This is a genomic window from Streptomyces sp. NPDC043876 (assembly GCF_056435825.1).
Genome location: NZ_JBWKDV010000004.1, coordinates 146,065 through 168,085 on the forward strand (window position 1 = coordinate 146,065; position 22,021 = coordinate 168,085).

Genomic DNA, 22,021 nt, shown 5'->3' on the forward strand with positions numbered 1-22,021 from the left:
GCCGGGGTCAGCCGCCCACGTGGATTCCGGGGCGGCGGGCCGGGTCGGGTTCGTGGCTGCGGATGATCTCGCGGGTCACCGGGGCGGTGTCGCCGCGGCCGAGGAGGAAGTACCGGACCATGTGCACCAGCGGGCTGCCCTCGGCCCAGGCGAAGTAGCAGTGCGGCTGGACGTCGGTGGCGTTGCGCAGGGCCAGCAGGATGGCGGCGATGGCGTTCGGGGCCGCCGGCGCGTCGGCGCGCAGTACCCGGTATCCGTCGACTTCGACGCCGTGCACGCTGAGGGTGTCGCTGAAGTCGGAGGGGTCGATCACGTCGATCTCCAGGAACAGCACGTCGGCTGCGCCGGGCACCGGATTGACGCCGCGCTGTTCGCGTTCCTTGCCGCCGTACTCGTCGACGTCACCGGTCTGGCGGCGGTTGGCGATGATGTTGATGGAGTTGTCGTGGGCGAGGGTGTCGTCGATGAACCGGCGGGCGGCGGCGTCGAAGACGATGCGGTCGGCGCGCAGCTCCGTGGTGCGTGAGACCCGGGAGATCAGCGACACGATGATGATCCCGGCGATGAAGAACCCGGAGATGACGATGCCGTCGGGCTTGTCGACGATGTTGGCGACCAGGGCGTAGAGCAGCACCGCGGTGAGCAGGGCGAAGCCCACGGTGGTGGCGCGGCGGCGGTGGCGCGCGACGGAGACGGTGACGGCGAAGGCGCCGGAGACCATCATGGCCAGGACGCCGGTGGCGTAGGCGCCGGCCTGTTCGTCGACGTCCGCGTTGAAGGCGATGGTGATGAGGACGCACAGGGCGGTGTAGACGATCACGACGGGGCGTACGGCGCGCCCCCACTCGGGAGCCATGCCGTAGTCGGGCAGGTAGCGGGGGACGATGTTGACGAGCCCGGCCATGGCGGAGGCACCGGCGAACCACAGGATCAGGATGGTGCTGATGTCGTAGACCGTGCCGAACGCCTCTCCCACCTGTTCGTGGGCCAGGTAGGCCAGTGCGCGGCCGTTGGCGCCGCCGCCGGGCTCGAACTCCTTGTGCGGGACGAGGACGGTGGTGACGAAGCTCGCCGCCAGCAGGTAGACGCTCATGATCAGGGCGGCGGTGGTCAGCAGGAGCCGGGCGTTGCGGACGCGGGAGCGGAGCTGCTGCTCGGGATCGGCGCCTTCGGCGGCGATGAGCGGCATCATGCTCACGCCGGTCTCGAAGCCCGACAGGCCGAGGACCAGGAGCGGGAATGCCAGCAGGGCCGGGCCCATCAGGTGGCCGATCCCTCCCCCGCCGTCGGCGAGGGCGTCCGTCCAGGCGGACCAGGCTCCGGGGGTGGTGAAGACGTGGACCAGGCCGACGCCGATGACGACGGCGTTGAGCACGAGGAAGACGACGACCAGGGGGATGGCCACGCTGACGGCTTCGCTGAACCCGAGCAGGAACACCCCTCCCAGGACCAGCAGCAGCGTCACCGTGAGCGCGACCTCGTGGCCGTGCAGCGCGGGAGGGAAGAAGGGGTTCTCGACCACGTGCACGGAGGCGTCCGCCGTGGACAAGGTGATCGTGATGATCCACGAGGTGGCGACGAAGCCGAGCAGGACCAGCACGAACAGCTTGCCCCACCAGAACGGCAGCAGGTCCTCCAGCATCGCCACGGAACCGGCACCGTGGGGGCTCTCCTTCGCCACCCGCCGGTACATGGGCAGCATCCCCAGCAGGGTCAGGGCCACGATCAGCAGCGTCGCCAGGGGCGAAACCGCTCCGGCGGCCAGCGCGGCGATCGCGGGGACGTAGGCGAGGCTGGAGAAGTAGTCCACTCCGGTCAGGCACATCACCTTCCACCACGCGTGCGGGACGGCGTGCCCCTCGCCCGCGGCGGGTCCCACCGGCTGGACCCGGTGCCGCAGCATCCACTGCGCGACCTTGCCCGTGGGCTGCGGCCGCGCCGCGGGGCTGTCCACCACCTCCGGCATCCCCGCCCGAGCCACTTCGTTCATGTCCCCCATCGACCTCTCCCGACCTTCCTCAGCTCCTGCACGACGGCCATCGGCTGAGGGCCTCGCAACGATCAACGAGTATGGGGCTGCCGCCACCGCGTCCCGCACCGGACAGGCCGACTCCAGCACCCGCTCCGCCCATGTGCCCCGCGCACCGTCCGCCACCCCCGGGGGCCTGCACACCTCAACGACCCGCGCGCAGCAGGCAACTCGGCAGCGGGGAGCGCGCCAAGAGCCTCCCTGGCCCCGCGTGCGGAAGACGCGGCCAGGGCTTTCGATGGACCGCCCCCGGAAAAACCTTTACGCATCCTTAACGGCGGATCGGACGGAGAAACCCCCCGTGGCCATGCGGAAGGTAAACCCGTGCGGTCGGCAGACGAAACCGTTACCCGACCCTCCGGGCAGTCGTTACGCAGGTCAGGGCTCTGGCCCGGCAGGACCCCCACCCCAACATGTTCGAGGAGATACGTCATGTCCGCAGTGAAGAAGAGCTTCGCCATCGCCGCGACCGCGGCCACCGTCATGATGGGCGGCGCCGGCATGGCTGCCGCCGACGCCGGCGCCGAGGGCGCGGCCATCGGCTCGCCCGGTGTCCTGTCCGGCAACCTGGCCCAGGTCCCGGTCCACGTTCCCGTCAACGTGTGCGGCAACAGCGTCAACGTCGTCGGCGTCCTGAACCCCGCCTTCGGCAACGTCTGCGTCAACGACTGACGCTCGGTCCCCCGGTCGAAGCGCGCACCAGCGGCTTTCCCCGGTCCGCGAGACCGTGAGCGCGGCAACCGGACTCCTCCCCGGCCGTCCCGCTCACTCAGGCGCCCGCCCCGGCACTCCGGGGCGGGCGCCCCTCGTTGCGCGGGCACGGCGTTCAGGCGCTCGCCGTCTCAGGTGGAGGCGAGTACGGAGTCGTCGAGCGGGCCCGTACCGGGCAGGCGGTGGCGAGCGGCTATCAGGGCGGCGTGGACGTCCGCGGTGCCGGTGGCCACGCACAGGGCTCGCTCCACGCTTTCGAGCTCCTTGCGCACGGGCGAGTCGTCTCCTGCCGCATCGAGTACGGACAGCGCCCAGTAGCGGTCGACGAGGCCGGGAAGCACGGCCGGGTGAGCCATCAGCATGGGGGTGCCTTTCGCCAGCGGATCCATCAGGTGGTGATCATCGACTCGTCGACTGCCCCGCCCGTCGCGGTTCAAGCGCACAGGAGCCTGCGAACGGTTCCGGGGTCCGGACGTCGGCCGGCGAGCCGGGGGGAGGGGTCAGGTGTGGGCTGCTCCTGGTGCCCTCGGTCTTCGCGCACAAGCCCGCGCCCCCGGTCAGCGCGGAGGAGGCGCCGTCCCTGATCTACCCGAGCCGCGGGGTGGCGACGCTGTGGCATCCGGTACCGGACGGGGGCCCGGGTGCGGCGCGGGACGCGTCGGCCCTCGTACCCCTGCTCGGCGCCCCGAGGGCGCGGCTGCTACGGCTGCTGGGAGAGCCGCGGGCCACGGCGGACCTGGCCCGCCTGCTACGGGTCACTCCGAGCGCCGTGTCGCAGCACCTGCGGGTGCTCTTCGCCGCCGGGTTGGTCACCCGGGCCCGGCAGGGGCGGCAGGTGCTGTACCGCCGCAGCCCCCTCGGGGACGGGCTCGCGGCGGTGGAGTGAACCGGGATCGGCCGGCATCAGCCGGTAGGCATCAAGAACGATGACGGCCGTGACGGCCCGGCTCACCGGTCGCCAGGAGGACGAGTGCCAGGCCCAGGGGCAGCAGGAACATCAGCAGAATGGTCATGCCGCCGCTCCTGCCCCGGCTTCGGCGGTTGATGCCACACCGGAGGCCGGGGAAGGCGGAGGGGCCCGGGAACACGGTGCTCTCCGGGGCCCCTCGGGCGGCGGTGACCGCTACTCGGCGGTGATGTTCTGCGCTTCGAGGCCCTTCTGTCCCTGGACGACGTCGAAGGAGACGTGCTGGCCTTCGATGAGTTCGCGGAAGCCGCTGGAGGCGATGTTGGAATAGTGGGCGAAGACGTCCGGGCCGCCTCCGTCCTGCTCGATGAAGCCGAAGCCCTTCTCCGAGTTGAACCACTTCACTGTGCCGGTAGCCATGCGCCCTCCAGAAAGACACCACGTCGGTCCCCCGCAGCTTCACGCCCGGCCCGCGCGTCCACCAAGCATCCGCGCCCGCGTCGCCGACCACTGTGGCCCACTTGGCCTACTCCCCCGCGTCCCAGGGCGTGTTTTAAAAGTCCCGCCTGGCCTGCGACGCCTGGCACCGCACCTCTCCCCCAGCTACCGCTGGGAGGTGCCCCCTGCGTTGTCGGGGCGCCCGAGTACTCCAGTACACGGGCGCCCCTCCGCCTTGCGATGCACGGCACCAGACGCCGCAGGCCCGCGCCCTCCGGGCGCCCGGCGCTACTTTTAAAACGCGCCCTAGCGCAGCGGTGGCGCGACAGCCGCCCGGCGCATGGCGTCCTGCCAGGCCCGGGCCGCCCCGCGTGCGCGGGCCGCGGCAGCGGATTCCGCCAGGGACCTGCGCAGCGGCTCGGTGGGTGCGCCGCGGCTTCCGTGGTCGCCGGGGGACGGATGCAGGCTGTCGATGAGATCGAGGAGCCGGAGCGGCTGGGGCTGCCAGTCGTAGGTGAAGAAGGCGATGCTCCGCCCGTCGAGGCGGTGGACGAAGCCGAGCAGGCCGTGCAGCCCGGCGACGTCGAGGAAGGACAGCTCTCCCATGTCGCAGGCCACCACCTCGACGCCGTCGAGAGCGGCCTCCGCCTCGTCCAGGGCGGCTCTGGTCTCCAGGTCGAGTTCACCGGCCGGAACGAGGTGCACGGTCGGCCCGTAGCGCCTCATCGTCATGTGGAAGTCCATGGCCTCTCACCTCACCGCGACCGGACGGCCTGACGCACGCCCGCCGCCGGGATTAGGGCACCAGACGGCCCGAATCGATCCTCCCGCTGTTCCGCGGCCCTCCGCAAGCCCGCCCCGCCGGGAACGGGGCCGGTGGCGCCCGCCGCCGCTGGCGGCCTCAGTCGTGACGGGCGAGTTTGACCGCGGAAACGAGCAGGATCACGGCCAGCGCGGGCATGAGCACCAGGTCTGGGAACACACCCAGCAGCAGGCCGCCCACGGCGGCGCCGGCGAGCGAACCTGCGGCCATGATGGCCGCGAAGCGGAGGTTCGCGCCGAGGACGGCGAAGCTGCCGTCACGGCTGTACCGCGCGAAGGCCACCAGCATGGTCGGCAGCGAGACCAGCAGGGAGAGGCTCCCCGCCGTCTTGATCCCCTCCCCGAACAGCAGCACGATCGTCGGAATCAGCAGCTCACCGCCTGCCACGCCCATGATCGCCGCGGCCACCCCGATGCCGAAGCCGGCGACCACCCCGCACGGCACCTTCGCCCACGACGGCAGATCGAGCGTGCCCAGGGTCGTGGTGTGCGTGACCAGCACGGCCACGGCCATGAGCACCATCAGGGCGGCCAGCACCCGGTAGAGGGTGGCGGAGCACATCCGTACCGCCCAGGACGCCCCGACCCAGGCACCCAGCAGGCTCCCGGCCAGCAGGTTGACCGCGACCGGCCAGCGGGCGGCAACCTCGGCGGCCGGGACCGCCGCCAGCCGGGCCGGCAGCGCGACCAGGACCACGACCAGGCTCATCGCCTTGTTCAGGATGACCGCCGACAGCGCGGCGAATCCGAACAGGCCGATCAGCAGCGGCAGGCGGAACTCCGCACCGCCCAGCCCGATCATCCCTCCCAGCACCCCGATGGCCGCTCCCGCACCGAACACCACGGGTGACGGCGGGGCGAGGCGGCGAGGCGCGAGGTTCTGGTCGGCGGTCACGACGGACATCCTCGCCTTCCTGTTCCTGGGACCTGGAGATCTAGGCGATCTTGGTCACGAGGTAGGCGGCGATCAGGATGGCGGCGCACGCCAGGACCATGCGGAGCCAGGCCGGCAACCTGATCGGGGCCGGACGGTGGGAGGGCGCTCCGCCCGGTGCGCGGGCCGGGGCGGGCGGGGTGCTCCGCGGCGCGGCAGCGGGCGGCTGCTGCCGGGTGGGGTGAGGCTGCCGGTACGCGGGCGGATGGGTCGGCTCGGGTACCGGGGCGGGAGCGGGGGCCGAGCCGGGGGCGGGGCCTGAATCGATCGTCGGTCCCGATGCCGGTCCCGGTGCCGGGCTGGGCGCGAAGTCCAGCAGCTGCGCGGCGGAACGGCCTATGTGGATGAGCAGCTTCCCCGGCAGCCATGGTTCGTCGGGGTCCGTGGGGGTGCGGGCGGCGACGTCCTCGGGAGTGGGCCGCAGGGCCGGGTCCTTGTGCAGGCACTGCCGTACGAGCCCGAGGAGGGGCTCCGGGACGCCGTCGAGGTCGGGCTCCTCCTCCGCGACCCGGAACATGAGGGCGTGCAGCCCGCTGCCCGCGGTTCCGAAGGGGGAGCGCCCGGTGGCGGCGTAGGCGAGGACGGAGCCGAGGCAGAAGATGTCGGAGGCGGGCGTGAGCCGCAGTCCCCGCACCTGCTCCGGCGACATGAATCCGGGCGACCCGATCACCGCGCCCGTACGCGTCATCGCGCCCTCGGCCAGCGTGTCGAGGGCCCGCGCGATACCGAAGTCGATGACGCGCGGCCCGTCCATCGTCATCAGGACGTTCTGCGGTTTGAGGTCCCGGTGGATCAGGCGCACGGCGTGGATTTCGGTCAAGGCCCGTGCCAGCCCGTTCGCGAGGGAACGAACCGAAGCCTCCGGCAGCGGCCCGAAGTCCCGGGCGACCACCTCCTGAAGCGGCGGACCGGCGACGTACTGCGTGGCCACCCACGGGACCGCCGCGTCGGTGTCGGCGTCGAGCACGGCCGCCGTCCAGGCCCCGCCCACCCGGCGCGCGGCGGCCACCTCGTGGGCGAACCTCCTGCGGAACTCGGCGTTCCTGGCGTACTCGGCCTGCACGACCTTGACCGCGACGGTACGGCCGACGTCCGAACGGCCCAGGTACACCAGGCCCATGCCACCGGCGCCGAGGCGGGCGACGAGGCGGTAGGGGCCTATGTGGGACGGGTCTTCAGTGATCAATGGCTCCACGTCAGGACCGTAGCCCACGGGGCACCTCCTGTCCGGCGGATCGTGGCCCGACGCTAAGACGGCGACGGCGAGGAGCTGCCGGTGGGGGGCCCGGCGGGCGGGTCGAGGTGGCAGGCGTCGGCAAGGACCGCGCGGACGTGCTCGCGGTCGGGTGGGGTGGTGCCGGCGAGGGCGTGCAGGATCAGTCCGGCCATGAGCGCGGTGACGGCGGCGGCCCGGTGCGGCGGGAGCAGCGCTTCCAGGCTGGTGCGGCCGAGCGCGATGTCCCTGTCCGCGAGCGGGCGCAGGGCGGGCCGGCGCAGGGCGGCGAGGAAGAGTTCGTACTGCACGACGGAGCGGTCGCGGTCGGTGGTGCAGGCGGTGACGACGGCGTCGGTGAGCCGGTCGACCAGCTCGGGGAGCGTGGTCGCAGGCCGCTCGCGGTCGAGGGTGTCGAGGGAGGCCGCGAAGCGGTCGACGGAGCGCGCGAAGGCGAGCTGGATGAGGTCGTCGCGGGTGGCGAAGTGGTAGGTGGTGGAGGCGACGGGGATGCCGCCCTCCTCGGCGACCGCGCGGTGGGTCATCCCCTCCACGCCGCGGGCGGCGATCACCCGTTCCGCAGCCTCGATCACCTCCCGTTTGCGGGCATCCGGGTCACGGCGGCGGCGCGTGCGCGGCTGGTTCGCGGGCTGATCGGAGGGGGCCATCACACGTCCTTGATTGCAGCAAAACGGACAAAAGGTGTTACGGTACAGAACAACAGTACCGAAAGAGGTCCGACCCGCCTGTCCGGGGAGGCCCGGCCAGGAAGGAAGAAGTCCATGAGGATCGCCGTTCTCGGCACCGGTGGCGGCGCCCGCGCTCACGCCGCGAAGCTGCTCGGTCTCGGCCACGAGGTGTACGTCGGAACCCGTGATGTCCAAGCCACCCTGGCCCGTACCGAACCCGACATGATGGGGACGCCGCCCTACCGGGACTTCCTGGCCGACCACCCCGGCATCACGCTGCGGCCGTTCGGTGAGGCGGCGGCCGCGGCGGACGAGCTGGTGATCAACGGGATCGACGGCCGCAACGCCGTCGCCGCCCTGACCGCGATCGCCGACGAGCTGGCCGGCAAGATCCTGATCGACTATGCCGTCCCGTACGTCTACGACCACCGGCCAGACCACCCGTGGCCCACGCCCTGGGGGATCATGCCGAAGCTGGGGCCGTGCGACACCGACAGCCTCGGTGAACAGATCCAGCGCGCCCTGCCGCGCACCCGCGTCGTGAAGTCCTTCGTCACCCAGGAGCAGAGCACGGTCGTCGACCCGGCGGCGGTGGGCCTCGGCGACCACACCATGTTCGTCGCCGGTGACGACCCCGACGCCAAGGAGCGGACCACCGCCCTGCTCAAGGCCTACGGCTGGTCCGACATCCTCGATCTGGGTCCCCTCGTCAGCGCCCGCGGCATGGAGATGTACGCCCACCTGCACTCCGCGATCGGCTTCGCCCTGGGGTACCGGTTCGGTGGGCACTTCGGCCTCAAGGTGGTCCGCTAGCCGGTCGGCCGGTCGGTCTCGGGGTCGATCCGCTCGATGCCGACGGGCCGCGCCCGCTGCTCCGCGGGCCCTGGCCGTACTACCGGCCCGGTGCCCGGGTAGGCGCCGGGCAGGGAAGCCCCACGGGAACATGCGGGCGACCTTCACGACGAAGGGAGAGGACATGCGTGCGGTGACCGTCCGGCCGATGCATCCGGATTCGTTGGAGGTCAGCCGCGTGCCCGACCCCGAACCCTCCGCGGGCGAACTGCTCGTGGACGGCCTGGCCGTCGGCGTGTGCGGTACGGACAAGGAGATCGTGGCGGGCCAGTACGGCTGGCCACCGCCGGGCAGGGAGCGGCTCGTCCTGGGCCACGAGTCGCTGGGCAGGGTGCGCCGGGCCCCGGACGGCAGCGGATTCGTCACGGGCGACCTGGTCGTGGGGGTCGTGCGCCGGCCCGATCCCGAGCCCTGCGGCGCGTGCGCACGGGACGAGTTCGACATGTGCCGCAACGGCCGGTACACCGAGCGCGGCATCAAGGAACTCGACGGTTACGCGTCCCAGGCCTGGACGGTGGAACGCGACTACGCGGTCAAGCTCGACGCGGGGCTGGAGCGCGTGGGCGTGCTCCTGGAGCCCACGACGGTGGTGGCCAAGGCGTGGGAGCAAGTGGAACGGGTCGGCGCACGGTCGTGGTTCGAGCCGCGCAGCGTGCTGGTGACCGGCGCCGGGCCCATCGGGTTGCTGGCCGCCCTCCTCGGATCGCAGAAGGGTTTGGAGGTGCACGTCCTCGACCGGGTGACAACCGGCCCCAAGCCCGCGCTGATCGCCGACCTGGGCGCTCAGTACCACAGCGGGGACGTCGACCGGGTGACCGCATCCGTCCGGCCCGACGTGATCATCGAAGCGACGGGGGCCGGCAGCCTGGTGTTCGACGCCCTCGCAGGCACCGCCGCCTACGGCATCGTCTGCCTCACCGGTGTGTCCCCCAAGGGCCGCAGCATCACGGTCGACGCCGGCAGCCTCAACCGTGAACTCGTCCTGGAGAACGACGCGGTCGTGGGCTCGGTCAACGCCAACCTGCGCCACTACCGGCAGGCCGCGGCCGCATTGGCCCAAGCGGACGGCACCTGGCTGGAGCGGGTGATCAGCCGCCGGGTCCCGCTGGAACGGGCCGCCGACGCCTTCACCGCGCGGGACGACGACATCAAGGTAGTCGTCACCCTGGACGACAACGACTGACGGGAACCCCGGCTGACCCGGGAGCGACGCGTCCGCCCCCGCCCATGGGAACGGTGGAGCGCAGTCGATCAGGCGCGGGTCACCGGCGCCTGCAGTTCCGTCACCCACTCGTCGCGGTCCTCGGGGCACTCCAGGTTGACCTCGCGGGGGTAGCCGCTGGACCGGTAGCCGTTGCCATCGATCCAGCGGGCCAGGGTCTGGGCGGCGGGCAGCACGGTCTCCATCGGGCCGCGGTGCACGATGGTCGCAGCCTGGTCGAGGGAGGGCAGGTCAAGGACGCGGAAGGTGCCGTCCTGGAGGGGTGCGCAGACCTGGACGGCGGCGTGGACGCGGATGGCACCGCCGCCTGCGGGGGCGTCCTCGTAATGGGCGATGCCGGGACCCGTGGGGGCGATGCCCGCCGAGTTCAGGCACCGGAACAGCTCCGCGTAGAGCGGCCCGATGACCGGGCCGATGTCTTCGGGCCCGAAACCGGCGGCGGTCGCAGTCAGCTCCGCCACCCGGACGGTGGGAACGCTCTTGATGACGACGTCGTTCGTGGGCATGCGCCCCTCGCTCTCGATCGCTCGGAGCCTCGCCTCGACCTGGATCAGCCGCGCTTCCGCGACGGCCACGGCGGTTTCCAGCTCGACCCGCCGCAGTCGCAGCATGCCGCGCAGTTCGTCGGCCCCGACCTTCTCGTCCACGATGTCCTGGACCTGCTGGAGGGTGAACCCGAGGTCCTTGAGCGCGATGATCCGGTTGAGGCGGGCGAGCTGGCCGGCGGTGTAGTAGCGGTAGTTGCTGGCAGGGTCGACATGGGCCGGGCGCAGCAGACCGGTCGCGTCGTAGTGACGCAGCATCCGGACCGAGACGCGGCCGTGCCGGGCGAAGTCTCCGATGGTGAACATGGTGCCTCCGACGTGACCGCCTGACACGGTGTGAGGGTCAAGAAACTACGTGGTCCCGAGGACAGCGAGAACGTCGGGTTTCATCGGCGCAGTCGGCCCATCAGATGGCCGATCGCGGTCATCGCCGCCACCCCGGCCACCGCCGAAGCGCGGGAATCGGGCATATGAGCCAAGGGTGACGCTCACTCGTTCGGCCGGTCGGAGCGCTTTCGCAGCGGCAGACTCCTGGGAGGGAGCGCCCCCGAGGGGGCGCGGGCATGGCGATGCGGCGGTGGCGTGGCCGAGCGCGGCGGGAGCGGTGGCGCCGCTCCGGGCGAGGGCGCGCCGGGGCGGGCGAGAGGGGCTGGGTGTGACGGACCACGGTGTCGGTGTCCAGCGTGCGGGCGTGGTGGCGCAAGACCGGGCGGACGGGCGGCAGTACGGCGACGAACGACGGCTCGGGGACGGTCCGGTGCGCGGGGTGCCGCGGCACGTCGCCTGCGTGATGGACGGCAACGGCCGCTGGGCACAGCGGCGTTCACTGCCGCGCACGGCGGGCCACCGGGCGGCGGAGAGCACCGTCATCGACATCATCGAGGCGGCCCGGGGCGCCGGCGTCGAGTGGCTCAGCCTGTACGCGTTCTCCACCGAGAACTGGAACCGTCCCGGCGCCGAGGTCGACTACCTGATGCGTCTGGTCCGCCGGGTCGTGCGCAAGCACGCGCCGCTGCTGCTCGTCCGCGGCATCCGCTGCCGCTTCCTCGGGGTCACCGACGCGCGCATCCCCCGCGAACTGGCCCGCGACTTCGAGGACCTCGAGGCGCTGACCGCCGACAACCGGGGGATGACGCTGACCGTCGCCTTCGACCACGGCGGCCGCCGGGACATCGTCGAGGCCACCCGGTCGCTGATCCGCAGTGGCACGCCCGCCGAGGAGGTCACCGAGCGGCTGTTCGCGGACCACCTGCCGTGCCCCGACACCCCCGACGTCGACCTCGTCATCCGTACGTCCGGCGAGCAGCGCATCTCCAACTTCATGCTCTGGCAGGTCGCCTACGCCGAGTGGGTGTTCCCCGAGGCCCTTTGGCCGGACTTCCGGGCCCCCGATTTCCTCGCCTGCCTGCACACCTACCGGCGCCGCGACCGCCGCTTCGGCGGCGTGCCGCCCCGGACGAATGGAGCCCCCTCGTGACCACAGGAAACGTGCACCCGGGAACGACCGACGAGACGCCCCTGTTCGGCCCCGACTCCCGGTTCAGCGGTTTCTTCGACGACCCGCGCTGGGCGCTCGCCATCATCCGCGCCACTGTGCTGGAGGCCGCCCACCCGCAGATCGGCGCCGCCCTCGCCGACAACTCCACGTTCGTCACGCACCCGTGGCGCCGCCTGCGCAACACCTTCCTCAGCATGCGGCGCATGTTCGGCGCCGACCCGGCAGCACGCGAACGGGAGGCGGCCAGGCTCAACCGGATGCACGCCCGGATGAGCGGCTCCGACTCCCGCGGCCGCGCCTACGACGCGATGGACCGGCCGACCCGTGCCTGGGTGGTCGCCACCCTCTTCGAGAGCGCCGTCACCATGTGCCGGCTGAGCGGCCAGCCCCTCGACCAGGACACGATGGAGCGGATGTACGCCGAGTACCGCCGGTTCCTCGCCGCGCTCGACGGCGACGCCGCGGAACTCCCCGAGGACCTGAGCGGCTTCTGGCCGTACTTCGACCGGGTCGTCGAGAACGAGCTGGAGAACACCGAGGCCGTCCGCGTCATCCTCTACCGGCTCTTCGACCACCTGCCCGCCCCCGCGCTGTTCGAGGGTGCACCGACGCTGTGGGCGGCCGGCCGGGCGGTCGTCGGTCCCCTGCTCGGCGTGATCACCGTCGCCTCGCTCCCCGAGCCGTACCGGCGCCGCGCGGGTCTTCCCGAGATGCCCGGCGCCGCCACCCTCATGCAAGGCGCCTACCTCACCGCCGGGCTCGCGCGTTTCCTGCCCGAGGGGTGGCTCAACGCCGAATACGTCATCGAAGTCCTCTCCCTCTCCCCCGGCAGCGACGACCCCCGCGCCCGGACCGTCGCCGCCCTGCGCGCCCGCATGAAGCGGGCCACGGCACTGCTCCGCCTGCTCACGCCGCTGAGCGGCGAGGCCGACCTCCCCGCGGAGCCGGCACCTTCGGCGGCCACCGCGGAAAGCCGGCGCGCGGCGGAGGAGTTCTTCCGCCGCGTACTGGACCAGACCGGCGACGGCCACCTCGACTGGCCGGACCTCGCCGCCATGGCGCGCGAACTCTCCACCCGCCTCGACCTGGACGAACCCGAGGAGACCCGGCTCTACGACGCCTTCGCCGCCTGGTGGCGCGAGCTCCAGAGCGCCCTGGACACCGACGGTGACGGCCGGGTCAGCGCCGCCGAGTACGCCGCCGCCGTCCCCTCGTTCGCCGGACCCGCGCTCATCCGCGTCGCCGAGGTCCTCTTCGAGGCCACCGACAAGGACGGCAACGGGAGCATCGACGCCCACGAGTACCGCACCCTCTTCCGCACCGCCTTCCACCGCGACCTCGGCGACCCGGGCGCCGTCGGCCGTGGCTACGGCCGCAGCGCCTTCGTCGGCGATTTCCTCTCCTTCATGTCGGGCCGCCGCTCCAGCAGCCCGTACGACCCGCTCCTCGCGGACGCCTGACGCACCCGCCGAGGCGTGCCGTAGCCGCGCGCGGCCGGAGCGGTACGGGCCAGAGATCCGACCGGCATGTCCGCGTTACGCCGAACGTACGGGGCAGCCGGCCCGCCGCGCTCTTTACGGGCCCGCGCCGTCGCGGTTACCTGGTACGCACGGGAACGAGCGGCGGGGGGCCGGCATGGCGGGCTGGCACGGGGGCTGGGCGCGCGGGCTGTGGCGGACCGCGGTGGCGCTGGCCGCGCCGCCGCTCAGCGCGGCGCTGGCGTTCGGGGTGGCCCGGTGGTCGGCGTACGGGTCACTGGGCAATTGGGGGTTCATCCTCGCCGGCCTGCTGCTCCCGCCGGCCCTACTGGGCTGGCACGCCGCCCGCGCCGCTCGGCGCCGGGCCCCGCTCGTCGCGCTGTCCGCCCTCCCCGCCGGCATCGGCGCCTTCCTGGCACTCGTGTCCGTGGGGCACAGCGCGCTGGAGGACCGGGGCGTCGAGATCCGCTGCGTCGTGCTGAAGGTCACCGAGCGCACCTGGACGGAGTCCTCCACGGACGCCCAGGGCCACCCGACCTCCACGACCCGGACCTCCTACGACCACCGACTGGACTGCCCCGCGGGCGGCCCGAAGCACTTGGACGTCCCCGGTCGGCTCGCGAAGGAGGGCGAATCCCTGGCGGTGCTGTACGACCCGCAGGGCAAGGTCTCCCCGCGGGCGGCCGGTGACGTCCACGGCCGGGGGCTGCGTACCGCGGCCGAGGTGACGGTCGGGGTAGCGATGCTCATGGGGTTGGCCGGCGGCATCCGGGAGGCGTACGAGAAGCGGCGCCGGCGGCCGCGGCGGCCCGTGAAACGCTGACGACCGGGACCGAGGCCACGTCATGGCGGGCGGCCCCGGTCCCCGCCCGGCGCGGATCAGGGGCTGATGAAGCGGGTGGCGCCCACGAACGGACGGTTCGACAGGGGCTCCTCCCGGACCTTCTCCCCGGTTTTGGGCGAGTTGATCATCATCGGTTCGCCCTGAGCGTTCCTGCCGACGTAGATGCCGATGTGCGTGACGTTCGTGGTGCTGGTGCCGAAGCCCACGACGTCGCCCGGCCGGAGGTCCGCCGGCGAGGTGATCCGTTCGCCCTGGGCCGAGCCCGCGGGCGCCGCGCCGCCGCCGGCGTCGAACTGCGGCTGGCTGTCGCGCGGGATGGTGATCCCGAGGAGGGAGTACACCTGGCTCGTCAGTCCGGAGCAGTCGTAGCCGAAGCCGGCCGTGCCGGACCACAGGTACTCCAGGCCCAGGAACTTGCGTGCCTGGGCCACCACGTCGGCCCCGGTCACCCCGGATGCCGGAACCTTCGCGAGGTCGCCGCGCCTGAAGTAGACGGGGGTGCCGTCGTTGGCGCGGGCCTCCATGACGAAGGGGGAACCCGCGACCGGCTTCACGGCGAACTCCGTATTGAAGGAGTACTCCGTGGCGCCCCTGGAGTGCGCCCCCGCCGCCAGTGCCTGACGCGAGCTGTAACCCCAGGCGGTCGGGCTGGTGATGCGCTGCGCGGTCGTGCCGGCCGGGGCCTTCTTCCGTAGCTTCGTCAGCTGCCGGTCGGGGACCCAGCCGGGGTAGCCGCCCGTGTTCCGCGGCGTGGGCTGCCCGTGGACGACCACCTTGTCCCAGAGGACGCCGTCCTTGGTCATCGTGTCCACCACGGTGACCCGGCCCCCGTACAGGGCCTGCGTCTCACCCGGGACGTCGCGGCGCAGGTTGATGTCGGGGGCCATCGCGGCGAACCAGCCCCGGATGTCGACCGGGTTGGTGAGCGCCTTCGCGTCGACCGCCCGCACTTTGTCGGGGCTCTCCCAGACTTGGGCGACGGACACGTCGACGTAACAGGTACGGGCTCCCTTGCAGGCGGCCGAGGACGCCGAGGCCGCCGAGGCCGCCGGATACGAGTCGTCCGCGACGGCGCCGGGACGGGCCAGGGGAACCAGGGCCAGGACGGCGCCGACGGCAACGGGCAACGCGATTCTCGACAGGGGCATACCTCGATTGTCCCGCGCGGGCTGCGCCGGACCAGGGACCGATCGGCCGACCATGTGGCTGATACCGGGCGGGTCACCGCCTGTTGCTGCCGAACCGCTCAGTCGTCTTGAGGATCGCTTCCTGCATCGCGGGGCTGCCCGTATGACCCGAGTCCTCGATCACCATCAGTTCTGCCTCCGGCCACGCCTTGGCCAGCTCCCACGCGGTCGTCAGCGGGCTGGCCAGGTCGAGCCGGCCGTGGATCAGCACCCCGGGGATGCCGGCCAACCTCCCTGCGTCGCGCAGGAGTTGTCCGTCGTCCAGCCAGGCGTCGTTGGCGAAGTAGTGGGCGCAGATCCGGACGAAGGCCATCAGGGCGTCGTCCGGCTTGGCGCTGTAGGCACCGGGCTTGCCGAGCACCTCGTGGGCGATCACCGCGTCCTCCCAAGCGCACCAGTCCCGCGCGGCCTTGTCCCGGACCGCCGCGTCCGGATGGTTCACGAGCCGGTTGTAGGCGGCCACGAGATTGCCGTCCCGTTCCGCCTCCGGCAGCGCGTCGCGGAACGCTTCCCAGGGGCCGGGCAGCAGCCGCCGGACGCCGCGGTAGAGCCAGTCCGTCTCCTCGGGCCGGGTCGTGGTGACGCCGACGATCACGATCTCGGAGACCCGCTCGGGGTGGCGCTCGGCATAGGCGAGGATCAGCGTGGAACCCCAGGAACCGCCGTAGAGGAGCCAGCGATCGATGCCCAGGTGCTCGCGCAGCCGCTCCATGTCGGCGACGAGGTGGTGGGTGGTGTTGTCTTCGAGGCTGACGTTCGGGTCGCAGGCGTGAGGACGGCTCTCCCCGCAACCGCGCTGGTCGAAGACGACGATCCGGTAGACCTCGGGGTCGAACATCGTGCGGCCGCTGCGGCGCCCCCCACTGCCCGGACCGCCGTGCACGCACAGAGCCGCCTTTCCGTCGGGGTTGCCGCTCGTCTCCCAGTAGATCCGGTTGCCGCCACCGACATCGAGGAGGCCGTGCGCGTACGGCTCGATCGGCGGAAAGGACTGGGCGGCCATGGCGATCTCCTCGTGAAGGCGGGAAGGCAGGAAGGCGTAAAGAGGGACGGGTGAAGGACAACTTCGTCGAAGTCAGCCACGCACGGGACGGAGGTCTCTCGCTTGCTACAGCCGTTCGCAGCACCGGACCGACCATCAGGGCCTCAGCAGTCCGCCCACCCACCAGTCGTGCGGCTTGCCGTCGTTGGCGATTCCGCGATTGCGCAGTGTCCCTTCGACGGTGAAGCCGAGTTTCTCGGCGACGGCCCGCGAGCCGGTGTTCCCGGCCATGGCCCACCACTCGATGCGGTGCACGTCGAGCGTGGCCCAGCCCCAGTCGCACAGGGCCCGAGCAGCCTCCACCGAATACCCGCGGCCGCGCCGTCCCTTGACCGCCCAGTAACCGAGCTCCCATACGCCGCGGCTGATGAGGGTCAGGCAGTACGAGCCGACCAGGGCGCCGGTGTCCCTGCGGAACGCACCGAGGGTGTAGTCCCTGTCCTCGGCCCACTGGGCGGGCAGTGTCTCGCCGACGAGTTTCTCCGCGTCCGCACGCCGATACGGCACCGGCACCGGCGTATAGAACTGGATGTCTTCGTCCTGGCAGGCTTCGTACACCGCATCCACGTCGGCCGGCACGAAGGCCCGCAGCAGCAGACGCTCGGTCTCAATCGTCACCGGATCCATTGCGGCAGTATGAACACCCCCGCAAACAACGACCACCGAATATCCCGGCCGAGCGACACCGGGGGCGGGCGGCGCCGGCAGTCCCGCATCTCCCCGGCTAGCCGCTCGCGAGCCCGCGCAGCAGGAGGCCGACCAGGCGGCGGGGATCGTAGCGGGGGTCGTCGTCGCGCCCGATGCAGAGGTTGCCGATGCCCCGCATCAGTTCGTACGCCTGCACAGCGGGCCTGATCTGCCCCGCAGCCTGCGCGGCGTCGAGCAACTGCGCGCAGACGGGGACCAGTCGGTCGAGGAAGTACGCGTGCAGCGCGTCGAAGCCACTGCTGTCCGACTGCATCGCCGTGGCGAGTCCGTGCTTGGTGACCAGGAAGTCGACGAACAGGTCGACCCACTGGCGGAGCGCTTCGAGCGGAGCGGCCGCACCGGCCAGCAGGGCCGGCCCGGCCTCGGCGCAGGCCTCGACCTGGTGGCGGTAGACGGCGACGACGAGGTCCGCACGGTTGGGGAAGTGGCGGTAGATCGTGCCCAGCCCGACGCCGGCCCGCGCCGCGATCTCGCGGATGGGTGCGTCGACGCCCGAGGCGACGAAAACCTCGGCAGCGGCGTCGAGCAACGCCTGCTGGTTGCGCACGGCGTCGGCCCGCTTGCCCCGGACCGGCGGCGCGCCTCCGGACTCACTCGCAGTAGGCACGCGTGCTCTCCTTCCCCGCCGTTGACTAAACGGAACAGCGTTCCGTATCGTAAGTGGAACAAGGTTCCGCTTCGGGCCGAGTGTAGCCGAAGCGTGCCGTCCCACCACGGAAGGGCCATCCGGATCATGAACGACACGACCTACGCGGACCGCGCCGTCAGCCCGCCCGCTCCCGTCCTCTCGGTAAGCCCGGTCATACTGGCCGTTTCCGGCCGGGCAGTTGACCTGGAGGTACGGGTCTCCGCGCCGCTGACCGGTAGCGAGCTGCCGGTCATCCTCCTCTCGCACGGCATGGGCCCCTCGAACCACCTCTCCTCGCTGAACGGCTACGCGCCGCTCGCCCAGTACTGGGCGGCGCACGGCTTCGTCGTCATCCAGCCCACCCACCTGGGCTCCGCGACGCTGCGTCTGGATCCCGGCACTCCCGGGGCACCTCTGTACTGGCGGTCCCGCGCCGAGGACATGTCACGCATCATCGATCAGCTCGACGTGATCGAGACCGCCGTCCCGCACCTCCTCGGCCGCCTGGACCGGAGCCGGGTCGCCGTGGCCGGACACTCGATGGGCGGCCACACCGCAAGCCTGCTGCTGGGCGCGCGGCTCACCGACCCGGAGGACGGAACGGAGGCGGATCTCGCCGATCCCCGGATCACGGCGGGCATCCTGCTCGCCGCGCCCGGCCGGGGCGGCGACGCCCTCACCCCGTTCGTGGCGGAGAACTATCCCGCCTTCCTGACCACGGACTTCTCCACCATGACCACGCCCGCGCTGGTGGTCGCCGGCGACCAGGACGCCTCCGCCCACCTGACGGTCCGGGGCCCGGACTGGCACACCGATCCCCACACCCTCTCCCCGGGCCGCACATCCCTGCTGACCCTCTTCGGCGCGGAACACGGCCTCGGCGGGATCTCCGGATACGACGTGGCCGAGACCACGGACGAGGATCCCGCCCGGGTGTCCGCGGTCCAGCGGCTCACCCGTGCCTATCTGCGCAGCGAGTTCTACCCCGCCGACCCGTCGTGGCAGGCGGCGCAGGACGCACTGGCGGCGGACCCGCACCCGCTCGGGCGGATCGAAACCCGGGGGGCCGACGCCGGGCGGTGAGCCGACGGACAAGCCACCTGCTCATGGAGCAGACCGCACGACACCCCCTAACCGCGCCACCGCGACGCCACGTCCTCGCGTACGCATTCGATGAGGTAGTCGCTGGTATCCGGGTCGATGGACACTCCGTGGGCCTCGCTGTGGAACCCGGGGAAAATCCGGTCGAACGCCTCCAGCGCCCCGAGGTAGCGCAGGACGGGACCGCCGGGGGCTCCGAGTGCTTCGCCGGGCATCAACACCGGAATGCCGGGCGGGGTCACCGTGATCATGGCGGCCGCCACGCGCCCGGCGGCGTCGGCGAGGCGCACGCGTTCGGTACCGCCCCGGATCAGCTGCTGGTAGCAGGCCTGCGGTGGGACGACGGGTTCGGGCAGCTGCTGGAAGGCCGTGTCGAGGGCGTCGATCAGTTCGGCGCGCGTGAGGTGTTCGTGCATGTCCTGGCACAGGGCCCGCAGCGTCAGGTGCCCGTAGCGCTTCGGGTGGCTCTCGACCAGGCGGGGCAGTACCTGCCGCAGGGGCGTGTCGGCGTCGTGGAGGGCCTTGAAGTCCATGAGGGCGTCCATCAAGGTGCCCCATTTCCCCTTGGTGATGCCCATGGAGAACAGGACGAGCGCGGTGTAGGTGTCGGTCTTTTCCACCACGATGCCCCGGCCGGCCAGGTAGGCGGTGAGGACCCGGGCGGGAATGCCCCACGCGTCGGCCCCGCCGCTCGCGTCGACGCCCGGGCAGGTCAGCGTCACCTTGATCGGGTCCAGCAGGCACTGGCCCCGGCTCAGTCCCCGGAAGCCGTGCCACGGTGCGTCGGGGTCGAGTTCCCAGCAGCGGGGGTCGGCGGCCAGCAGCGCCGGAGAGGCGTCGGCGAAGGGGACGGTGCTCCCGTCGGCCGGGTCGGTCACCGTATCCGGTTGCCACACGCCGAAGAACCACGGCGACCGGTCGCCGGCGGCAGCGATCCGGCGTCCGGTACGGACGACCGCCTGCCGGAACCGGATCGCTTCGGTGACCGCCTCGTGGATCAGCCATTCGCCCTGCGGCCCGTCCATCATCGCCGCGGCGACGTCCAGGGAGGCGATGGCCGGATACAGGGCGGAGGTGGTGCCGTGCATCATGAACGCCTCGTTGAAGCGGTGGTGTTCGACCGGCGCCCGCGGCGAGGACTTCACGTGCACCATGGCCGTCTGCGACAGGGCGGCCAGCAGCTTGTGCGTCGACTGGGTGGCGAAGACCGTCGGGCGCTCGTCGCCTTCGAAGGTGTCGGGGCCCACGGCCATGCCGTACCGGCCGGCGTACAGGGGATGGAACCGGGCGTAGGCGAACCAGGCTTCGTCGAAGTGCAGCCGGGGCGTACTGGGAGCCAGCGCGCGGGCCGTTTGCAGGGTGTCGTAACACAGGCCGTCGTACGTCGAGTTGGTGACGACGGCGTACTGGGCCTGCGGTGACGTGGCTCCTGCGGTCAGGGGGTGTCCGGCGATGCGCGCGGCGACCGCGGCGGGCAGGGTCTGGTCGGCGGGAAGGGGACCGGCCAGGCCGTACCCGTTGCGGGTCGGGACGAGGTAGACCGGCCGCGCTCCCGAGATCACCAGCCCGTGCAGGACCGACTTGTGGCAGTTGCGGTCCACCAGGGCGATCTCGTCGGTGGTGACGCAGTAGTGGCCGACCATGCGGTCGGCGGTGGAGTTCCCGTGCAGCACGAAGTACGTCCGGTCCGCCCCGAAGATCCGGGCGGCGTTGCGCTCCGCGTCGCCGATCGGACCACTGTGCTCGAAGAGGGAGCCCAGTTCCTCCACCGAGATCGACAGGTCGGTGCGCAGGAGGCGTTCGCCGTAGTAGTCGAAGAACGCCCTGCCGACCGGTGACTTGAGGAAGGCCACTCCCCCGGAGTGCGCGGGGGTGTGCCAGGAGTACTCGTGGGCGTCGTCGAACTGGCGCAGGGCCTTGAAGAACGGCGGCAGGACGGCCTCGCCGTAGGCGCGCGCCGCGTGGGCGACGCGGCCGGCGATGAAGGACGGGGTGTCTTCCAGGGGCCAGATGTAGCCCATGGCGATCTCCGCGACCCACAGGGGCAGTTGGTCCAGGCCCGTGTCCGCCGTCTCCGACATCACGACGAAGACGGGCAGGTCCTTGAACCGCCGGGAGATCTGCCGCAGGACCGCCCCGCCCTCCCCGCTCTCCGCTCCGCTCTGCGAACTCCCCGCTCCGCTCTCCGACGGCAGGTCCCAGGCCACGACGGCGCCCGACAGACCGGCCTCGGTACTCAGCACCGCGCAGGCGCCTTCGACCGTCCGCGCCCACCGCACGTCCAGTCCGCGGTTCTCCAGTTCCTTCCCGATGCGCCGCAGCTGTTCGCCGCCGACACCCCCGCCCAACGGGTCCTCCCGCAAGGCCAGCAGGACACTGCAGTTCGTCATGACGCTCCCCATCCGTGCTCACGCGTTCCACTCGGCCACCCGACCGGGCCAGTGTCCGGGCGCCCAGCGCGTGCCGTGCCGGGAATGCCCCGCCTCTCACCCGTACGGGGGGACTTCGCCCGCGCCTCCCGTGCCGTGGGCATGAAGCGCTGTCATATTCCTCCCAGATTGCCCCGCTCGTCTCGATGCACCCATCAGGGGAAGGCAGGAACATGGGCAGATTCAGGTACCGGACCGCAGCGTCGGCCGTCGTGCTGAGCGCCGTCGGATCACTCGCGGCCATGGGAGGCACGGCTCACGCGGAAGCGGGCCAGGACACCATCACCATGCTGAAGCAGGAGAAGACCCAGTGGTGCTGGGTCGCCTCCGGGCTGACCATCGCCAAGTTCCAGGGATACGGCTCCACCCAGGCCGACTTCTGCACCCGGGCCCAGCCCGCCTACGGGTGCAACAACCAGCCCGCCACGCTCGACGACATGGCCAAGGGCTGGAGCAGCCTCGGCATGAGCCACACCGGCTCGGGCCTGGCCAGCGCGGCCACCTTCAACCAGGTGTACACCGACGTCAAGGCGGCCCGGCCGATCGGCGCCCGCATCGGGTGGGCCTCGGGCGGCGGCCACATGAACGTCGTCTACGGCTTCGACACCTCGAACAGCACGATCGCCGTGGCCGACCCCTGGCCGGACACCACCACGTACACGTGGTGGAACTACAGCGACTACGTGAGCAACAGCTCCTCCAAGTGGACCCATTCCCGCATCGGCATCTCCCGCTAAGGCAGGC

21 protein-coding genes and 1 pseudogene are annotated in these 22,021 nt (G+C 71.7%); 9 read left to right on the forward strand and 13 right to left on the reverse strand.

The window, feature by feature from the left end; translation table 11 throughout:
- Positions 1-7 precede the first annotated feature (7 nt).
- On the reverse strand, positions 8-1,999 hold the full coding sequence (locus tag AC0693_RS14410; RefSeq protein ID WP_478801953.1) for an APC family permease: 1,992 nt from the start codon (positions 1,997-1,999) through the stop codon (positions 8-10).
- A gap of 462 nt (positions 2,000-2,461) precedes the next feature.
- Here AC0693_RS14410 and AC0693_RS14415 point away from each other — a divergent pair, with 462 nt between their 5' ends.
- Entirely contained in the window at positions 2,462-2,701 is a 240-nt protein-coding gene (locus AC0693_RS14415) for a chaplin (protein WP_356415895.1), read from the forward strand.
- Positions 2,702-2,871: 170 nt separating this feature from the next.
- Here the strand turns inward: AC0693_RS14415 and AC0693_RS14420 are convergent, their stop codons facing one another.
- Positions 2,872-3,102: a DUF5133 domain-containing protein gene (locus AC0693_RS14420; RefSeq protein ID WP_356415893.1), complete on the reverse strand. Its 231-nt coding sequence runs from the start codon at positions 3,100-3,102 to the stop codon at positions 2,872-2,874.
- A gap of 158 nt (positions 3,103-3,260) precedes the next feature.
- Between AC0693_RS14420 and AC0693_RS14425 the strand changes: the two genes are divergently transcribed.
- Entirely contained in the window at positions 3,261-3,626 is a 366-nt protein-coding gene (locus AC0693_RS14425; protein ID WP_478801954.1) for an ArsR/SmtB family transcription factor, read from the forward strand.
- A 237-nt stretch (positions 3,627-3,863) separates the two neighbouring features.
- Here the strand turns inward: AC0693_RS14425 and AC0693_RS14430 are convergent, their stop codons facing one another.
- From AC0693_RS14430 to AC0693_RS14450, 5 genes and pseudogenes are all read right to left on the reverse strand, one after another.
- The gene (locus AC0693_RS14430) at positions 3,864-4,067 is read right to left on the reverse strand and encodes a cold-shock protein (RefSeq protein ID WP_356415880.1); all 204 of its coding nucleotides are present in this window, start codon (positions 4,065-4,067) and stop codon (positions 3,864-3,866) included.
- Positions 4,068-4,391: 324 nt separating this feature from the next.
- The gene (locus AC0693_RS14435; protein WP_469317113.1) at positions 4,392-4,829 is read right to left on the reverse strand and encodes an STAS domain-containing protein; all 438 of its coding nucleotides are present in this window, start codon (positions 4,827-4,829) and stop codon (positions 4,392-4,394) included.
- Positions 4,830-4,986: 157 nt separating this feature from the next.
- Complete coding sequence (locus tag AC0693_RS14440; RefSeq protein ID WP_478801955.1) at positions 4,987-5,811, reverse strand: sulfite exporter TauE/SafE family protein; 825 nt, start codon at positions 5,809-5,811, stop codon at positions 4,987-4,989.
- Positions 5,812-5,857: 46 nt separating this feature from the next.
- Positions 5,858-7,036, reverse strand: a pseudogene (locus AC0693_RS14445) (serine/threonine-protein kinase); the annotation flags it as partial.
- A 53-nt stretch (positions 7,037-7,089) separates the two neighbouring features.
- On the reverse strand, positions 7,090-7,722 hold the full coding sequence (locus tag AC0693_RS14450; RefSeq protein WP_478801956.1) for a TetR/AcrR family transcriptional regulator: 633 nt from the start codon (positions 7,720-7,722) through the stop codon (positions 7,090-7,092).
- A gap of 114 nt (positions 7,723-7,836) precedes the next feature.
- Here AC0693_RS14450 and AC0693_RS14455 point away from each other — a divergent pair, with 114 nt between their 5' ends.
- The gene (locus AC0693_RS14455; protein WP_478801957.1) at positions 7,837-8,556 is read left to right on the forward strand and encodes an NADPH-dependent F420 reductase; all 720 of its coding nucleotides are present in this window, start codon (positions 7,837-7,839) and stop codon (positions 8,554-8,556) included.
- A gap of 163 nt (positions 8,557-8,719) precedes the next feature.
- Positions 8,720-9,778, forward strand: coding sequence for a glucose 1-dehydrogenase (locus tag AC0693_RS14460; protein WP_478801958.1), 1,059 nt, complete (start codon positions 8,720-8,722; stop codon positions 9,776-9,778).
- Positions 9,779-9,846: 68 nt separating this feature from the next.
- On the opposite strand, the gene AC0693_RS14465 is transcribed toward AC0693_RS14460, so the two are convergent.
- Positions 9,847-10,668, reverse strand: coding sequence for a MerR family transcriptional regulator (locus tag AC0693_RS14465; RefSeq protein ID WP_478801959.1), 822 nt, complete (start codon positions 10,666-10,668; stop codon positions 9,847-9,849).
- A gap of 451 nt (positions 10,669-11,119) precedes the next feature.
- Here AC0693_RS14465 and uppS point away from each other — a divergent pair, with 451 nt between their 5' ends.
- The 3 genes from uppS (at position 11,120) to AC0693_RS14480 (ending at position 14,161) form a co-directional block, all read left to right on the forward strand.
- Positions 11,120-11,839: a polyprenyl diphosphate synthase gene (gene uppS / locus AC0693_RS14470; RefSeq protein WP_469317301.1), complete on the forward strand. Its 720-nt coding sequence runs from the start codon at positions 11,120-11,122 to the stop codon at positions 11,837-11,839.
- Positions 11,836-13,320: an oxygenase MpaB family protein gene (locus AC0693_RS14475; RefSeq protein WP_478801960.1), complete on the forward strand. Its 1,485-nt coding sequence runs from the start codon at positions 11,836-11,838 to the stop codon at positions 13,318-13,320. The genes uppS and AC0693_RS14475 overlap by 4 nt, the downstream gene beginning before the upstream one ends.
- Positions 13,321-13,495: 175 nt before the next feature.
- On the forward strand, positions 13,496-14,161 hold the full coding sequence (locus AC0693_RS14480; protein ID WP_478801961.1) for a hypothetical protein: 666 nt from the start codon (positions 13,496-13,498) through the stop codon (positions 14,159-14,161).
- Positions 14,162-14,217: 56 nt separating this feature from the next.
- Here the strand turns inward: AC0693_RS14480 and AC0693_RS14485 are convergent, their stop codons facing one another.
- The 4 genes from AC0693_RS14485 to AC0693_RS14500 form a co-directional block, all read right to left on the reverse strand.
- Entirely contained in the window at positions 14,218-15,330 is a 1,113-nt protein-coding gene (locus AC0693_RS14485; RefSeq protein ID WP_478801962.1) for a C40 family peptidase, read from the reverse strand.
- 73 nt (positions 15,331-15,403) lie between these two features.
- On the reverse strand, positions 15,404-16,372 hold the full coding sequence (gene pip, locus AC0693_RS14490) for a prolyl aminopeptidase (RefSeq protein WP_478801963.1): 969 nt from the start codon (positions 16,370-16,372) through the stop codon (positions 15,404-15,406).
- A 135-nt stretch (positions 16,373-16,507) separates the two neighbouring features.
- On the reverse strand, positions 16,508-17,038 hold the full coding sequence (locus AC0693_RS14495; RefSeq protein ID WP_478801964.1) for a GNAT family N-acetyltransferase: 531 nt from the start codon (positions 17,036-17,038) through the stop codon (positions 16,508-16,510).
- A 97-nt stretch (positions 17,039-17,135) separates the two neighbouring features.
- Positions 17,136-17,726 carry a TetR/AcrR family transcriptional regulator gene (locus AC0693_RS14500; protein WP_469333480.1) on the reverse strand — a complete coding sequence of 197 codons (591 nt, stop codon included), beginning with the start codon at positions 17,724-17,726 and terminating at the stop codon, positions 17,136-17,138.
- 126 nt (positions 17,727-17,852) lie between these two features.
- Between AC0693_RS14500 and AC0693_RS14505 the strand changes: the two genes are divergently transcribed.
- Positions 17,853-18,830, forward strand: coding sequence for an alpha/beta hydrolase family protein (locus AC0693_RS14505; protein ID WP_478801965.1), 978 nt, complete (start codon positions 17,853-17,855; stop codon positions 18,828-18,830).
- A gap of 47 nt (positions 18,831-18,877) precedes the next feature.
- Here the strand turns inward: AC0693_RS14505 and AC0693_RS14510 are convergent, their stop codons facing one another.
- Positions 18,878-21,238, reverse strand: a complete 2,361-nt coding sequence (locus tag AC0693_RS14510) for an Orn/Lys/Arg family decarboxylase (RefSeq protein ID WP_478801966.1) — start codon at positions 21,236-21,238, stop codon at positions 18,878-18,880.
- A 212-nt stretch (positions 21,239-21,450) separates the two neighbouring features.
- On the opposite strand from AC0693_RS14510, the gene AC0693_RS14515 reads away from it, so the two are divergent.
- On the forward strand, positions 21,451-22,014 hold the full coding sequence (locus AC0693_RS14515) for a papain-like cysteine protease family protein (protein ID WP_356415845.1): 564 nt from the start codon (positions 21,451-21,453) through the stop codon (positions 22,012-22,014).
- Positions 22,015-22,021: the final 7 nt, after the last annotated feature.

Bases quoted from the DNA above. Each gene is read 5' to 3' on its own strand.
- AC0693_RS14430 (WP_356415880.1), bottom strand. From the start codon at position 4,067: ATGGCTACCGGCACAGTGAAGTGGTTCAACTCGGAGAAGGGCTTCGGC.
- AC0693_RS14450 (WP_478801956.1), bottom strand. From the start codon at position 7,722: ATGGCCCCCTCCGATCAGCCCGCGAACCAGCCGCGCACGCGCCGCCGC.
- AC0693_RS14495 (WP_478801964.1), bottom strand. From the start codon at position 17,038: ATGGATCCGGTGACGATTGAGACCGAGCGTCTGCTGCTGCGGGCCTTC.
- AC0693_RS14410 (WP_478801953.1), bottom strand. From the start codon at position 1,999: ATGGGGGACATGAACGAAGTGGCTCGGGCGGGGATGCCGGAGGTGGTG.
- pip (WP_478801963.1), bottom strand. From the start codon at position 16,372: ATGGCCGCCCAGTCCTTTCCGCCGATCGAGCCGTACGCGCACGGCCTC.
- AC0693_RS14460 (WP_478801958.1), top strand. From the start codon at position 8,720: ATGCGTGCGGTGACCGTCCGGCCGATGCATCCGGATTCGTTGGAGGTC.
- AC0693_RS14515 (WP_356415845.1), top strand. From the start codon at position 21,451: ATGGGCAGATTCAGGTACCGGACCGCAGCGTCGGCCGTCGTGCTGAGC.
- AC0693_RS14510 (WP_478801966.1), bottom strand. From the start codon at position 21,238: ATGACGAACTGCAGTGTCCTGCTGGCCTTGCGGGAGGACCCGTTGGGC.
- AC0693_RS14415 (WP_356415895.1), top strand. From the start codon at position 2,462: ATGTCCGCAGTGAAGAAGAGCTTCGCCATCGCCGCGACCGCGGCCACC.
- AC0693_RS14455 (WP_478801957.1), top strand. From the start codon at position 7,837: ATGAGGATCGCCGTTCTCGGCACCGGTGGCGGCGCCCGCGCTCACGCC.
- AC0693_RS14480 (WP_478801961.1), top strand. From the start codon at position 13,496: ATGGCGGGCTGGCACGGGGGCTGGGCGCGCGGGCTGTGGCGGACCGCG.
- AC0693_RS14435 (WP_469317113.1), bottom strand. From the start codon at position 4,829: ATGGACTTCCACATGACGATGAGGCGCTACGGGCCGACCGTGCACCTC.
- AC0693_RS14485 (WP_478801962.1), bottom strand. From the start codon at position 15,330: ATGCCCCTGTCGAGAATCGCGTTGCCCGTTGCCGTCGGCGCCGTCCTG.
- AC0693_RS14505 (WP_478801965.1), top strand. From the start codon at position 17,853: ATGAACGACACGACCTACGCGGACCGCGCCGTCAGCCCGCCCGCTCCC.
- AC0693_RS14465 (WP_478801959.1), bottom strand. From the start codon at position 10,668: ATGTTCACCATCGGAGACTTCGCCCGGCACGGCCGCGTCTCGGTCCGG.
- AC0693_RS14420 (WP_356415893.1), bottom strand. From the start codon at position 3,102: ATGCTGATGGCTCACCCGGCCGTGCTTCCCGGCCTCGTCGACCGCTAC.
- AC0693_RS14440 (WP_478801955.1), bottom strand. From the start codon at position 5,811: ATGTCCGTCGTGACCGCCGACCAGAACCTCGCGCCTCGCCGCCTCGCC.